The sequence below is a fragment of the Mesorhizobium sp. WSM4822 genome (assembly GCF_055811155.1).
Genome location: NZ_JBVVQM010000004.1, coordinates 113,826 through 126,973, shown reverse-complemented (window position 1 = coordinate 126,973; position 13,148 = coordinate 113,826). Strand labels below are relative to the sequence as shown.

At 63.0% G+C, this 13,148-nt stretch carries 13 protein-coding genes, 1 pseudogene and 1 riboswitch; of the genes and pseudogenes, 3 read left to right on the top strand and 11 right to left on the bottom strand.

The annotated features are described in order from the left end of the window. Positions 1-68: 68 nt before the first annotated feature. The 5 genes from dxs to AC0L3E_RS11320 form a co-directional block, all read right to left on the bottom strand. Positions 69-1,982 (bottom strand): 1-deoxy-D-xylulose-5-phosphate synthase, encoded by a 1,914-nt coding sequence (gene dxs / locus AC0L3E_RS11340; protein WP_127327088.1) that lies wholly within the window; start codon positions 1,980-1,982, stop codon positions 69-71. Between the two features lie 128 nt (positions 1,983-2,110). After that, positions 2,111-3,031: a pirin family protein gene (locus AC0L3E_RS11335; protein WP_127327087.1), complete on the bottom strand. Its 921-nt coding sequence runs from the start codon at positions 3,029-3,031 to the stop codon at positions 2,111-2,113. Between the two features lie 39 nt (positions 3,032-3,070). After that, positions 3,071-3,337 carry a DUF2277 domain-containing protein gene (locus tag AC0L3E_RS11330; protein ID WP_027035955.1) on the bottom strand — a complete coding sequence of 89 codons (267 nt, stop codon included), beginning with the start codon at positions 3,335-3,337 and terminating at the stop codon, positions 3,071-3,073. Positions 3,338-3,447: 110 nt separating this feature from the next. Continuing rightward, a complete protein-coding gene (locus tag AC0L3E_RS11325) occupies positions 3,448-3,699 on the bottom strand; it encodes an exodeoxyribonuclease VII small subunit (protein WP_127321236.1) in 252 nt (83 codons plus the stop codon). A 3-nt stretch (positions 3,700-3,702) separates the two neighbouring features. Further along, complete coding sequence (locus tag AC0L3E_RS11320) at positions 3,703-4,629, bottom strand: histone deacetylase family protein (protein WP_473604803.1); 927 nt, start codon at positions 4,627-4,629, stop codon at positions 3,703-3,705. 119 nt (positions 4,630-4,748) lie between these two features. Then, positions 4,749-4,928: riboswitch (cobalamin riboswitch) on the top strand. A 3-nt stretch (positions 4,929-4,931) separates the two neighbouring features. On the opposite strand from AC0L3E_RS11320, the pseudogene bluB reads away from it, so the two are divergent. Next, positions 4,932-5,657 (top strand): annotated as a pseudogene (gene bluB / locus AC0L3E_RS11315) (5,6-dimethylbenzimidazole synthase); the annotation flags it as partial. A gap of 122 nt (positions 5,658-5,779) precedes the next feature. Here bluB and AC0L3E_RS11310 read toward each other — a convergent pair. Further along, on the bottom strand, positions 5,780-6,763 hold the full coding sequence (locus AC0L3E_RS11310) for a hypothetical protein (RefSeq protein WP_292692658.1): 984 nt from the start codon (positions 6,761-6,763) through the stop codon (positions 5,780-5,782). 287 nt (positions 6,764-7,050) lie between these two features. Next, positions 7,051-7,659, bottom strand: coding sequence for a TetR/AcrR family transcriptional regulator (locus AC0L3E_RS11305; protein WP_127268181.1), 609 nt, complete (start codon positions 7,657-7,659; stop codon positions 7,051-7,053). A gap of 121 nt (positions 7,660-7,780) precedes the next feature. Between AC0L3E_RS11305 and AC0L3E_RS11300 the strand changes: the two genes are divergently transcribed. Further along, on the top strand, positions 7,781-9,004 hold the full coding sequence (locus tag AC0L3E_RS11300) for an MFS transporter (RefSeq protein ID WP_473604802.1): 1,224 nt from the start codon (positions 7,781-7,783) through the stop codon (positions 9,002-9,004). A 38-nt stretch (positions 9,005-9,042) separates the two neighbouring features. Here the strand turns inward: AC0L3E_RS11300 and AC0L3E_RS11295 are convergent, their stop codons facing one another. From AC0L3E_RS11295 to aroC, 3 genes are all read right to left on the bottom strand, one after another. Then, complete coding sequence (locus tag AC0L3E_RS11295) at positions 9,043-9,585, bottom strand: GNAT family N-acetyltransferase (RefSeq protein WP_127322377.1); 543 nt, start codon at positions 9,583-9,585, stop codon at positions 9,043-9,045. A gap of 33 nt (positions 9,586-9,618) precedes the next feature. Continuing rightward, positions 9,619-10,719, bottom strand: coding sequence for a 3,4-dihydroxy-2-butanone-4-phosphate synthase (gene ribB, locus AC0L3E_RS11290; RefSeq protein ID WP_127268178.1), 1,101 nt, complete (start codon positions 10,717-10,719; stop codon positions 9,619-9,621). Between the two features lie 111 nt (positions 10,720-10,830). Further along, entirely contained in the window at positions 10,831-11,931 is a 1,101-nt protein-coding gene (aroC, locus tag AC0L3E_RS11285; protein WP_473604801.1) for a chorismate synthase, read from the bottom strand. Positions 11,932-12,109: 178 nt separating this feature from the next. On the opposite strand from aroC, the gene AC0L3E_RS11280 reads away from it, so the two are divergent. Continuing rightward, a complete protein-coding gene (locus AC0L3E_RS11280) occupies positions 12,110-12,370 on the top strand; it encodes a DUF1344 domain-containing protein (protein WP_027035965.1) in 261 nt (86 codons plus the stop codon). A 167-nt stretch (positions 12,371-12,537) separates the two neighbouring features. Here AC0L3E_RS11280 and AC0L3E_RS11275 read toward each other — a convergent pair whose 3' ends face one another. After that, the gene (locus tag AC0L3E_RS11275) at positions 12,538-13,125 is read right to left on the bottom strand and encodes a histidine phosphatase family protein (RefSeq protein WP_127268176.1); all 588 of its coding nucleotides are present in this window, start codon (positions 13,123-13,125) and stop codon (positions 12,538-12,540) included. Between the last annotated feature and the right edge of the window lie 23 nt (positions 13,126-13,148).

Genomic DNA, 13,148 nt, shown 5'->3' with positions numbered 1-13,148 from the left:
ATGCCTTAAGATCGCTTGCCGGCAAACTGATTCAAGTCTTTGAGACTTTGATTCAGGCGCGCTGGGATTCAGGCGCGCTGGGCGTGGACTGTGTGCCCGAGTGCCACGAACACGGTGCGCACGATGCCGGCGGCATCGAGCCCGGCATCGGCATACATCTTTTCCGGCTTGGCGTGGTCGCTGAACGCGTCGGGCAGCACCAGCGGACGCACCTTCAGGCCGCTTTCCAGCAGGCCCTCATGGGCAAGGAACTGCAGCACGTGGCTGGCGAAGCCGCCGACGGCGCCCTCCTCCACCGTCACCAGCACCTCATGCGAGCGGGCCAGCCGCCGGATCAGATCCTGGTCGAGCGGCTTGGCGAAACGGGCGTCGGCGACCGTGGTGGACAGCCCGGCAGCACCTAGCTCCTCCGCGGCGATCAGGCAATCCTGCAGCCGCGTGCCGAAAGACAGCAATGCAACCTTGGTACCCTCCTTGACGATGCGGCCCTTGCCGATTTCGAGAACCGAGCCGCGCTCCGGCATGTCGACGCCGATACCGTTGCCGCGCGGATAGCGGAAGGCGATCGGGCCCTCATCATAGCTCGCCGCGGTGCGCACCATGTGGCGCAGCTCCGCCTCGTCGGCGGCCGCCATGACGACGAAACCCGGCAGTGTCGCCAGGAAGGTGGTGTCGAAGGCGCCGCAATGGGTCGCGCCATCGGCGCCGACGAAACCGGCGCGGTCGATGGGAAACCGCACCGGCAGTTTCTGAATAGCGACGTCGTGGACGACCTGGTCGTAGGCGCGCTGCAGGAAGGTGGAATAGATGGCCGTGAACGGCTTGTAGCCTTCGGTGGCAAGGCCGGCGGCGAAGGTCACCGCGTGCTGTTCGGCGATGCCGACATCGAAGGTGCGCGACGGGAACGCTTCGCCGAACAGGTCGAGACCGGTGCCGCTCGGCATAGCGGCCGTGACGGCGACGATGCGGTCGTCCTCGCGGCCCTCCTGGACCAGGCTTTCGGCGAACACCTTGGTGTAGGCCGGTGCGTTGGCTGGCGCCTTGGCCTGCGCGCCGGTGATGACGTCGAACTTGTTGACGCCGTGATATTTGTCGGCGGCGGCTTCGGCCGGCGCATAGCCCTTGCCCTTCTGGGTGACGACATGGATGAGCACCGGGCCTTCGCCATTGTCGCGGACATTTTTCAGGACCGGGATCAGGTGCTCCAGATTGTGGCCGTCTATCGGGCCGATGTGATAGAAGCCGAGTTCCTCGAACAGCGTGCCGCCGGTGACGTAGCCGCGTGCATGCTCGACCGCCCTTGTGATCGCACGATCCGCGCGCTTGCCGAGATAGGAAGTCAGTTTCTTGCCGAAATCGCGCAGGCCGATATAGGCCTTGCCGGAGGCCAGCCGCGCCAGATAGGCGCTCATCGCGCCGGTCGGCGGCGCGATCGACATGTCGTTGTCGTTGAGAATGACGATCAGCCGTGCATCGAGCGCACCGGCATTGTTCATCGCCTCATAGGCCATGCCGGCAGACATGGCGCCGTCACCGATGACGGCAATGACGTTGTTGCGGCCGCCGGAGAGATCGCGGGCGGCGGCCATGCCGAGGCCGGCCGATATCGATGTCGAGGAGTGGGCGGCGCCGAAGGGATCGTACTCGCTCTCGGCGCGGCGGGTGAAGCCGGACAGACCGCCTTCCTGGCGCAGCGTGCGGATACGGTCGCGGCGGCCGGTCAGGATCTTGTGCGGATAGGCCTGGTGGCCGACATCCCAGATCAGCCTGTCATCGGGGGTGTTGAAGACATAGTGCAGCGCCACTGTCAGCTCGACCACGCCAAGCCCGGCGCCCAGATGACCACCCGTGCGGGACACGGCGTCGACCAGCTCGGCGCGAAGCTCGGACGCCAATTGCGGCAGTTCACTTTCCGCAAGCGTGCGCAGGTCGGCCGGGATGCGGACCTTGTCGAGAAGTGGCGTATGCGGCGTTGCGTTCACGGTGCTGAGGCTTTCGGTTGATGGGCGAAATAGGTCGCCGGCCGGCGAAAGTAAATGCGTGTCAGTGACCCGGATCAGGCCCTAGTCTTTGTCTATGCATTTCGTTCTGCCACTTTGGGTGACAGGCATCAGCTTTCCGGCAGCGGGATGAATTCTTCCTCGTCTCCTGGAACGATGTCGAAGCGGCCCGTCTTCCATTCTTGCTTGGCCTGTTCGATGCGTTCCTTCGACGATGAGACGAAATTCCACCAGATGTAACGCTTCGAACCGAGCGAGGCGCCGCCAAACAGCATGAAATGTGCACCGGTCTGCGACGATACGACGATCTCGTCACCGGGACGGAACACCAGCAGCCGTTCCGCCGGAAAGACGTCACCTGATATCGAGACCTCGCCTTCCAGCGTGTAAATGGCGCGCTCTTCCGCATCGGCAGGGATTTTCACGCTGGCGCCGGGCGCCAGGCGCAGGTCGGCGTAGAGCGTCTCCGAGTCGGCCCTGACCGGCGACCGCAACCCCTGGAAATCGCCGATGATGAGGCGCCCGTTGACGCCTTCGGCATCGATCTCGGGAAGCCTGAGCGCTCCTGTGTTCTCGAAAACCGGTGCCACCTCTTCCTTGTCGTCCGGCAGCGCCAGCCATGTCTGCAGGCCGGATACCGACATCGGCGCGCCACGCAGTTCCTCCGGCGTACGCTCCGAATGGACGATGCCGCGGCCGGCGGTCATCAAATTCACGTCGCCGGGCTGAATGACCATTTCGGTGCCGAGTGAATCGCGGTGCCGGATCTTGCCGTCGAACAGATAGGTGACCGTCGACAGGCCGATATGCGGATGCGGACGGACGTCCAGCGCCTGGCCGGCGCGCAGGATCGCGGGACCCATGCGGTCGAAGAAGATGAACGGCCCGACCAGCCGCCTTTTTGCCGTCGGCAGAGCACGGCGCACCTGAAAACCGCCGATGTCCTTGGCGTTCGGGATGACCATCAATTCGATCTGGTCGCTGGCTAAGGCATCGCCCACCTCAGGGTCTTTCCCGGGGAAGAAGCTCATGGACTCTCCTTGTCGGTGGTCGAAGGCCGCCTGGCCGCGTCAGGCAAAGCGGATCGCCGCCTTTGCCCGCAGCTTGGCCGCCACCTCTTCGCGATTACGCGGATGCTGATGGGTTTCCAGGGAATCGAGCAGTTCGCGCGCCGAGGCCGCGATGGCTTCGACGGCATGGTCGAAGGCGTGCTGGTTCTGCTTCGAGGGTCGCGTCGTTCCGCTCAGCTTGCGGACGAACTGAAGGGCCGCGTCGCGCACCTCGTCATTGGTTGCCGGCGGATCAAAATTGAACAGGGTCTTGATGTTTCTGCACATCGCTTCCGTATCTCCTCTTGTCCTTGAGCTGTTTCAATCGGGACGAGTTATATCCTCGATCATGATCATGTCCAAAAACCGGTGAGGCGAGCCTATGTTCGGACCGGGCCTCAATCCGCGTCGAGCGGCTCCGTTCCGACCGGCTTGCCGTCGCGCGACAGCCTGATCTTCTCGACCTTGTCCTCGGCGGCCTTCAGCAGCCGGTCGCAATGCGCCTTCAGCGCCTCGCCACGTTCATAGATCTTGATCGACTGGTCGAGCGGCACGTCGCCACGCTCCAGATCATCGACGATCTTCTCCAGCGCATCGAGTGCCTGCTCGAAGCTCATCGCCTTGACGTCTTCGTTGATCTCATCGGCCATCATTCATCCTTTCATCAGTCGCCCGACATGGGCGGCGACCGAAAATGCCAATCCCTGCAGATCGTAGCCGCCCTCGAGCAGGCTGACGAGCCGGTTGCCGCTGTGGCGTGCCGCGCGCTGCATCAGCTGGCCGGTCGCCCAATCGAAATCATCCTCGGTCAGATTGATCTCGGCCAGCGGATCGCGGTGGTGCGCGTCGAACCCCGCCGAAATGATAATCAGGTCGGGCGCGAAATTGTCGAGCGCGGGCAGGACGCGCGACAGGAAGGCATCGCGAAACACCTCGCTGCCAGTCTGCGGCGCCAGCGGCGCGTTGACGATGTTGCCGGCGCCCGTTTCGTTCTTCGCTCCGGTGCCGGGATAAAGCGGCATCTGGTGTGTCGAGCAATAGAGCACCGACGGATCGTCCCAGAAAATGTCCTGCGTGCCATTGCCGTGATGCACGTCCCAGTCGACGATGGCAACGCGCTCGACACCGTGTTTCTTCTGCGCATAGCGCGCCGCGATCGCCGCCGTGTTGAACAGGCAGAAGCCCATGGCGGTGGTCTTTTCGGCATGATGGCCGGGCGGCCGGGCGGCGACGAAGACGTTGTCGGCGCGGCCCGAAAAGACGTCATCGACGGCGGCGTTGGCGGCGCCGATCGCGGTGATCGCCGCTTGCCAGCTCTTCGGACTGGCAGTGGTGTCGGCATCGATGCGGGCAATCCCCTCGTCGGGAATGGCGGCGCGCACGCGGGCGACGAAATCGGCGGGATGCGCGTAGAGGATGGTGGCCTCGTCGCCTTCCGACGCCTGGATACGATCGAGCCCGGCAAAGGCTTCCTCATCGAGCACGCTCTCGATGGCACGCAAGCGGTCGGGCCGCTCGGGATGTCCGGGCGGCGTGAGATGCTCGAGGAAGATCGGATGGGTGTAGAGACGGGTGGTCATGCTCCCTATCTAGTGCCCCGGCGCCGCTATGGCCATGCATTGCTGCTTGATCGCTGGGGAAAATCGACTGCGTCCATTCGCGTCGCCGCAGGCATTGGCCTCGCCGGCGCTTCGGCGTAAGGTCCCTGGTACTGCCTGGTGCCCGCCGCAAGCGGGAGAATCGGGAACACGGTTGAATTCCGTGGCGTGCCCAACGCTGTGAGGGGGACCGCGCCGGTAAATGCCACTGTCGATGACGGGAAGGCACCGGACGCGGGTTGATCCCAAGCCAGAAGACCGGCCTGGCAGGCATCGTCATCCGAATGGTCAGGCGGACGACATCAGAGCGACGTGTGTCCATTTGGACGCACAAAGTACGCTCTGACAGTTTTGAATCTGCAATCGCAAGGGGACAAGCGATGCCGGAACATATGACCGCTGCCATTGACGACGGATTTGACCAGGATGCGCGCGATGCGGTCTATCGCGCCATGTTTACGCGGCGCGACGTGCGCAGCCATTTCCTGCCCACCGCGATCGATGACGACGTGCTGGCGCGGCTGCTGCTTGCTGCCCATCACGCGCCATCGGTCGGCTTCATGCAGCCATGGAATTTCATTGTCATTCGTGACAGCGAGCGACGGGCGGAGGTGCGTGACCTGTTCCTGGCCGCGCGCGAACAAGAACTGCCGGCGATCGAGGCGGAAAAACAGGCGCTGTATCGCAAGCTCAAGCTGGAAGGCATCTGCGAGAGCGCACTCAACATCTGCATCACCTGCGATAGGCAGCGCTCGAAGGGTTCGCCGCTGGGACGCTGGCACAATCCGGAGATGGATCTCTACAGCACCGTCTGCGCGGTGCAGAATTTCTGGCTGGCCGCGCGTGCCGAGGGCGTCGGTGTCGGCTGGGTGAGCATCATCGAGGCTGAGGCGCTGAAGCGGCTGTTGGCCATTCCGGATCACGTAACGCCGATCGCCTATCTCTGCGTCGGCCGTGTTTCCGAGTTCGCTCCCAAACCGGACCTTGAAACGCATGGCTGGGGACGGCGGCTGCCGCTGCCGGAGCTGATCATGAGCGAGACTTTTTCCGGGCAAGGCGAGACACAGCTCAAATCCACCGTGGCGCGCCTCAACACCGTTCCTGCCTCACCAGACACCATCCGCCCAGCCGATCAGGGTGTGGCGCCGGCCGTACCCCAGCGCGAACCGCCGAAGGAGGCGAGCGCCTTGTCCTTGAGCTCCCTGAACTTCGACGACGCCTCGGCCAGCCGGGCGTCCCAGGCCGGATCCGGCACCTGGCCCGCAATGGTCTTGAAATAGACCTGCATCAAGCAGGCGATGGCGAAGGGTTCAATGAACGCCGCCTTGAATGCCCAGGCGAAGACGATGGCGAGCACAAAAGCCCAGCCGGCGAGCTGGCCAGGCATCAGGAAGAGAATGGCGCCGGCAGGCGCCAGCATCATCAGAAAGATGATGAACGACACGCCCCACATGATGACCGCCAGCCAGACGGCGTTCTTGACCATGACCTTGCCGTTCTGGGCATAGAGCACGACGCCCTGGCGCGCTGTCTCGAAGGGCGAGGCTGAATTGATGCGGATGTTGTAGCCGAGGATGATCTCGTCGACATAGGTCAGCGACAGGCGGATCACCGTGTTGATGAAGGAGACCAGGCCGCTCAGGCCCGGTATCGGCAGGAAGGCGGCGATGCCGCCGAGCAGGCCGGTGATGGCGCGGATGGCGCCCTTGACGAGTTGGTCGACGACGAAAAGGATGTTGGCCTCGGCGAAACGCTGGGTCACAATATCCCTGGCATAGGCGATCTGGTCCTGACCGCCGGGAATGTCGCGGCCGTCGATCAGATGAACCATGACGGCGATGTGGCCGGCCTTGACGACATAGAGGATGTATTCGCGGATCCAATACACAGCGATCGAGACGAGGCCAAACCCGACCACGCCGCCCCACAGGGCAAAGGACATGGGCCCGTCGGGATCAGTGGAGATATGGCCGACGCCATAGCCGACCGAGGCGCCGGTGCCCGTCGCCATAATGTAGGCCAGCGTGATGCCGAAATAGACGATCATGCGAAAGACGATGAACGGCCAGGTCCGCATCATGATGGACACCGACCGGCCGATCTCAAAATCCCACATGTGCCCCGAATCTCCGCCTCAGAGATGGTGGAAGAGGATGGACTCAACCCGGCGATTGTCAATTGCCGGCCCTGACGCCAAAGGGCAACGAATTGGGGCTAACGGGTTTCTTCGGAGCCTTCGCCGGCGCGTAGGCTGACGGAGCATCAAACGAAAAACCCGCCTGTGCGGCGGGTCACTGGCGCAAATCAGCACCATGGACGAATATGTACCTTAGCTGAGGTCACCGAGTCAAGAAAAAATTCCTATCGGGAACAGCTGCCGGCACGAAAGCTCCGGTGGGAACTTCAATTCGACTGCGGGTCCGGCTTCTTGAGCAGGCCTTCGAGCAGTTGCTTGAACGCCGTCACCACCTTCTTCGACGTCGCTTCGGGGTCGCTCGAATTGGCGATCCGTTGCGCTGCCTGGCTGCTCGCTCCGTTGATCAATCGCGAGGCCGTCTCGGGGTCGAGGCTGGAGACAACGACCCCCTCCTCCTGCAGCGCGGTCAGATGGTCGGTCATTGAAGCGATGCACGCACTGCAATTCGGCCATTGCGCTGGATCCCCCAGCACGGCCGGGCCATCCCGGAACATGATGCGCTGGATTTCCGGCTCCAGCGCCATCTCGATATAGGTCGAGCACTCGTCGACGAAATGTTGCCAGCGGGTCGGCGCTCTCGACGCGACCTCATTGATGCGCGCCGCCATCTCGCCGTCAATCTGGGCTATGACCGCCTGCAGCAGCCCCTTCTTGTCGCCGAAATGATGATAGAGCGCGCCGCGCGTCAGCCCGGCCGAAGCGGTGAAATCATCCATCGAGGCTTCCGCATAGCCTGTTGTGCCGAAGGCATGACGGGCCGCCGCGATCAGCTTGGCGCGCGTCTCGGCGATCATCTCCTTGCGGGGTCTGTGCATGGCTTCTGGCCCTATTCACATACGCAACGTATGCCAATTGACATACGCGACGTATGGTCTATTTAATGATCATACGCTCCGTATGTAATTGTCCAATCGTCCTTTGTCGAGGAACCAACCGATGCAAAATCCCTACGCGGAAATCTTTCGTGCCCCCGGAGCCAAGGGCTTTGCGGCCGCCGGCTTCATGGCGCGCCTGCCGATCGCCATGGCGCCCATCGGCATCGTGGCGATGCTGTCGCAGACGCGTGGCGAATACTGGCTGGCCGGAGCCGTCTCGGCGACATACGCGCTGGCCAACGCCTTCGTCGCGCCGCAGATATCGAGACTGGTGGACCGCCTGGGCCAGACACGAATCGTGGTGCCCACCACCATCATCGCGGTGCTGGCTTTCGCGGTCCTGATAGCGGCGGCCAACCAGGACTGGCCGGTTTGGACGCTGTTCGTATCGGCACTGCTGGCCGCCGCCATGCCAAGCATACCTGCGATGGTGCGCGCGCGCTGGACGGAGATTTTCCGGGGGCGGCCGCAGATGAACACCGCATTCGCCTTCGAGTCCGTGGCCGATGAACTGGTCTATATCGCCGGGGCATCGCTATCGGTCGGCCTGAGTGCCGCCCTATTCCCGGAAGCCGGCGTTCTGGTGAGCACATTATTTCTCGCATTCGGATCAGCGACCTTCATCCTGCAACGCTCGACCGAGCCCCGGGTGCGGCCGGTCGACCATAACTCAAGCGGCTCGGCGATCCGCCTGCGGCCGGTTCAGATCATCACCCTCGCCCTGATCTTCATCGGCGCAACCTTCGCGACGACGGAAGTGACCACCGTGGCGATCACCAAGGAGCTTGGCCAACCGGGCGCCGCCAGCCTCGTCATCGGCGTTTATGCGCTGGGATCGTTCGTACTCGGCATCATCGTCGGCGCGCTCAGCCTGAAGGCGCCGCTGCAACGCCAGCTGGCCATCGCAGTCGCCCTCGTCGCGCTCGGCACGCTGTTGCCGCTCACCGCCGACACCGTGCCACTGCTGGCGCTGACCGTGTTCATCAGCGGTGTGGCGATCTCGCCGACCTTCATCACCGCGTTCGGCCTGATCGAGCGGCATGTGCCGGAAGCGATGCTGACCGAAGGCATCACCTGGGTCATGACCGGCATCGGCATCGGCATGGCGCTGGGCTCGTTCGCGGCCGGCGCGATGGTGGATGCGTTCGGCGCCCAGAGCGGGTTCTGGGTGTCGGTGGCTTCAGGCACGATCGCACTGGCCACGGTGCTGCTCGGCCAACGCAGCCTTGCCACGACTGAGTGCGAGATGGACGGATGCGAAGCAGCCGCGATTGCCGCGGAATAGTTCCGGCGCGTCCGGGCTTTAGGACCGGGCGCGCCGCTCTAGGCGGCCGGGCCTGAAATATTGGCTTTTCCTGGGTGCGCCAATGCCAAAAGTATCGTTGGCGCCCCGCGCAGCATCACCTCTTTTTCGAAGGCGAAGCCACATTTCTCCAGCACCCGTCGCGAGGCCGGATTGGCGGGGCGGACGAGGCCGACAACCCGATCGGCACGCAAGGGGCCGAACGCGGTGCGCAGTGCTTCCATCACCAATTCCGTGGCATAGCCATGTCCCCAGGCCGCCGGATGAAGATGATAGGACAGGTTCAGACCGTCGAAATCCGCCGATACCGTGACGCCGCCGAAGCCGATCAACTTTCCATCCGCCTCGACCGCCCAGCGGCCAAAGCCGTGCTTGTCCCAATGACCGATGTCGCGCGTCAGCCGCGCGGCGCTCTGCTGGGCTGTATCCGGAACAGGGTCGGGTCGATGCGCAACAAGCTCCCCGCGCGAAAAGAGATCGGCTAGGAAATCCAGATCAGCCTCTGCCGGGCGGCGCAGCAAAAGCCGCTCGCTGCGCTGGCTGGAAGGCAGGGGCGCATTCATCCGTCTTCTCCGGCAACCGGATCGGCGGGAGGCTCAGAGGATCTCGGTCTTGGCGATGTGGATGCCAAAACCTTCGAGGCCGACATAGTGGCGTTCGCGCGAGGCGATCAGGTTGATCGAGGAGATGCCGAGATCCTTGAGGATCTGCGCGCCGAGCCCGATCTCGCGCCACTCGTTTTCGCGGCGGCGGGCCTCTTCGTGATCCTCGCGGTCGCCGCTTGCCGGTCGTTTGCGCTCCTGATGCGCAACGCCGACGGAACCTTCTCTGAGATAGACGATGACGCCGCGCCTGCGCTCGCCCATTGCCTTCATAATGGCGTCGAGCCGGTGACTGGTGCCGAAGACATCGGTCACCACATCCTCGGAATGCAGACGCACCGGGACCTCCTCGCCGTCACGAATGTCGCCGAAGACGATGGCGACGTGGTGCATGGAGTCCCACGGCAGCGTGTAGGTGAAGACCTGTGCCTTGCCGCCGAGCGTGTCGATTTCCGAGCAAGCGACGCGTTCGACCAGAGTTTCCTTACGTTGCCGGTAGGCGATGAGGTCGGCGACCGAAACCTGCTTCAGCCCATGCTCCTCGGCGAAAGCCTGCACCTGCGGGCCGCGCTTGACGGTGCCGTCATCATTGACCAGCTCGGAAATGACGCCGACCGGCGGCAGGCCGGCGAGCTTGCACAGATCGACCGCTGCTTCGGTATGGCCGGAGCGCATCAGCACGCCGCCTTCGCGTGCGATCAGCGGGAAGATGTGGCCGGGGCGGACGAAATCCGAGCCGCCAACATTGCCGTTGGCAAGATTGCGAACGGTCAAAGTGCGATCTTCGGCCGAGATGCCCGTCGTGGTGCCATGCTTGAAATCGACGCTGACGGTGAAAGCGGTGGTATGGGCGGAATCGTTGTCGGCGACCATGGGCGCAAGGTTCAGCCGCTTGGCTTCCTCGCGCGGCATCGGCGTGCAGACGATGCCGGAGGTGTGGCGCACGATGAACGCCATCTTTTCAGGCGTGCAGTGGACGGCGGCAACGATCAGGTCGCCCTCGTTCTCGCGCCCGTCATCATCCATGACGACGACGATCTCGCCGCGTTCGAAAGCACGCAGGGCTTCGACGATTTTCTTCTGGTCGTAAGGCATGGGTACTCGCTTCGCTCGCGGGGGAATAAGGGAGTAGGGCAGTACGGGAGTAGGGAGAAGCAAAAAGATTTGGCCGGCCGGGCTAAGAGCGCAACATATTCCCCTATTCCCCTATTCCCTTCCCGTCTGTCCCCGATGCCGCAGATAATGATCGGCGATAGCACAGGCAACCATTGCTTCGCCGATCGGCACGGCGCGGATGCCAACGCATGGATCGTGGCGGCCCTTGGTCATGATCTCGACGTCCCTGCCGTCCTTGTCGATCGACTTTCGCGGCGTCAGGATCGACGAGGTCGGCTTGACGGCGAAACGGGCGACGATCGCCTGGCCGGTCGAGATGCCGCCAAGGATGCCGCCGGCATTGTTGGACAAGAACACCGGCTTGCCGTCATTGCCGATGCGCATCTCGTCGGCATTCTGTTCGCCGGTGATGCGGGCGGCCTCGAAGCCGTTGCCGATCTCGACGCCCTTGACGGCGTTGATCGACATCAGGCCGGAGGCGATGTCCTGATCGAGCTTGGCATAGATCGGCGCGCCGAGGCCTGGCGGAACGCCGTCGGCGACGATTTCGATCACCGCCCCGACCGAGGAGCCCGCCTTGCGGATGCCGTCGAGATATCTAGTGAAGACCGGAACGGAGGCCGGATCTGGGGTGAAGAACGGATTTTCCGCATCGCCGATGAAATTCCAGTTCCAGTTGGCGCGATCGATGGATTTTTCGCCCATCGACACCAGCGCGCCGCGCACCACCACGCCCGGAACCACCTTGCGCGCCAAGGCACCGGCCGCCACCCTGGCTGCCGTCTCGCGGGCCGAGGAGCGGCCGCCGCCGCGATAATCGCGCACGCCGTATTTGACGTCATAGGTGTAGTCGGCATGGCCCGGCCGGTATTGGCGGGCGATCTCTCCATAATCCTTTGAACGCTGGTCGACATTCTCGATCAGCATCGACACCGGCGTGCCGGTGGTGATCATCGTCTCGCCGTCCTCGTCGAAGATGAAGCCGGACAGGATCTTGACCTCGTCTGGTTCGCGACGCTGCGTCACGAAACGTGATTGCCCCGGCCGGCGCTTGTCGAGTTCGGCCTGGATGTCTGCTCGAGTGAAGCGGATGCCGGGCGGACAGCCGTCGACCACGCAACCGAGCGACGGGCCATGGCTTTCGCCCCAGGTGGTGACGCGGAAAAGGTGGCCGAACGTGTTGTGAGACATGAAATGACCCTGCCCGGCATCGGAGCCGGCTGAAGATTGCGTTCTATTGGCGTTTTTCACAGGGGTCAAACTGTGATCTGGCGGATTTAGTTTTGACACATTCGGTTGGTTTCTGCTCTGCTCCATCCGCCGTTGAACGCCCGCCGCCATGCCGGCGCAATGATAAAGAGGAACGATCATGCGTACCCTGATTGGCGCCATTGCCGCCACGCTGCTGCTTTCCACCGCCGCTTTCGCCGGCCAGACCGAAGGCCTGATCAAGAAGATCGACAAGGATACGGCGACGCTGACGCTGGATGACGGCAAGTCCTACAAGCTGAACGCCGAGACCGATCTCGACGCGCTGAAGCCGGGCATGGACATCGTCATCGCCTACGATGTGACCAATGGCGAAAACATCGTCACCGACATGGAACTGCCGGACAGCTCTGCCAACTAGAGCTTCCAACCTCAATTGAATGCTGTGTTTGCGGTTCAGCTTTCGCCGAGCCGCCTGCCAATGGCCTAAAGCGTGTCGCGTCTGAACGGATTCAGGCGACCCGCTTTAGGTCTTTGTTTTATGCATGTCGTTCTCCCAAAACCGGGGTCACTTTTGGGCGACATGCATTAAAGCCACTCCAGACTCTTGCCTTCGAGCTTGAGCAGGCGATCCTGCGGTATTTCCAGGTTCGCGGCCTCGTCCTCGGCCAGCCCCAGAACGAAGCGAAACAAGGTGCGCATGACGCCGCCATGGGTCACGCATATCGTCTGGCGTTCGATCGCGTCGAAGCATGGCCTCACCCGTTCGAGCAGCATCTGATAGCTCTCCGCACCTTCGCCGGGCGGCTGAAAGTTCCACTTGTCCAGAGCACGCGTCATGCTCGCTCCGGGATATCCTGTCTCGAGCTCGGGAAAGGTAAATCCCTGCCAATCGCCGAAATTGACTTCGACGAGGCGCGGATCGGTTCGATAGGCATCCGGATCGAGCTTCATCGCGGCGCGAATACGCTGCATCGTTTCGCGCGTCCGTTTCATCGGACTGGCGAGGAAATCGAATTCCCAGGGATTTGGGACCAACGCGGCTAGCCGAAGCCCGTTGCCGGTCGCCTGTTCGCGGCCAAGAGCGTTGAGATCGGTATCGGCCTGCCCCTGAAGTCGCATTTCGGCGTTCCACGCGGTCTGGCCGTGGCGCGCGATATAAACCAGCGGGTACATCAGGTCTTCCGGTGCGGGATCGG

Bases quoted from the DNA above. Each gene is read 5' to 3' on its own strand.
- AC0L3E_RS11335 (WP_127327087.1), bottom strand. From the start codon at position 3,031: ATGAGCTTCTTCCCCGGGAAAGACCCTGAGGTGGGCGATGCCTTAGCC.
- AC0L3E_RS11330 (WP_027035955.1), bottom strand. From the start codon at position 3,337: ATGTGCAGAAACATCAAGACCCTGTTCAATTTTGATCCGCCGGCAACC.
- AC0L3E_RS11325 (WP_127321236.1), bottom strand. From the start codon at position 3,699: ATGGCCGATGAGATCAACGAAGACGTCAAGGCGATGAGCTTCGAGCAG.
- AC0L3E_RS11320 (WP_473604803.1), bottom strand. From the start codon at position 4,629: ATGACCACCCGTCTCTACACCCATCCGATCTTCCTCGAGCATCTCACG.
- AC0L3E_RS11310 (WP_292692658.1), bottom strand. From the start codon at position 6,763: ATGTGGGATTTTGAGATCGGCCGGTCGGTGTCCATCATGATGCGGACC.
- AC0L3E_RS11305 (WP_127268181.1), bottom strand. From the start codon at position 7,659: ATGCACAGACCCCGCAAGGAGATGATCGCCGAGACGCGCGCCAAGCTG.
- AC0L3E_RS11300 (WP_473604802.1), top strand. From the start codon at position 7,781: ATGCAAAATCCCTACGCGGAAATCTTTCGTGCCCCCGGAGCCAAGGGC.
- AC0L3E_RS11295 (WP_127322377.1), bottom strand. From the start codon at position 9,585: ATGAATGCGCCCCTGCCTTCCAGCCAGCGCAGCGAGCGGCTTTTGCTG.
- ribB (WP_127268178.1), bottom strand. From the start codon at position 10,719: ATGCCTTACGACCAGAAGAAAATCGTCGAAGCCCTGCGTGCTTTCGAA.
- aroC (WP_473604801.1), bottom strand. From the start codon at position 11,931: ATGTCTCACAACACGTTCGGCCACCTTTTCCGCGTCACCACCTGGGGC.
- AC0L3E_RS11280 (WP_027035965.1), top strand. From the start codon at position 12,110: ATGCGTACCCTGATTGGCGCCATTGCCGCCACGCTGCTGCTTTCCACC.
- AC0L3E_RS11275 (WP_127268176.1), bottom strand. From the start codon at position 13,125: ATGTACCCGCTGGTTTATATCGCGCGCCACGGCCAGACCGCGTGGAAC.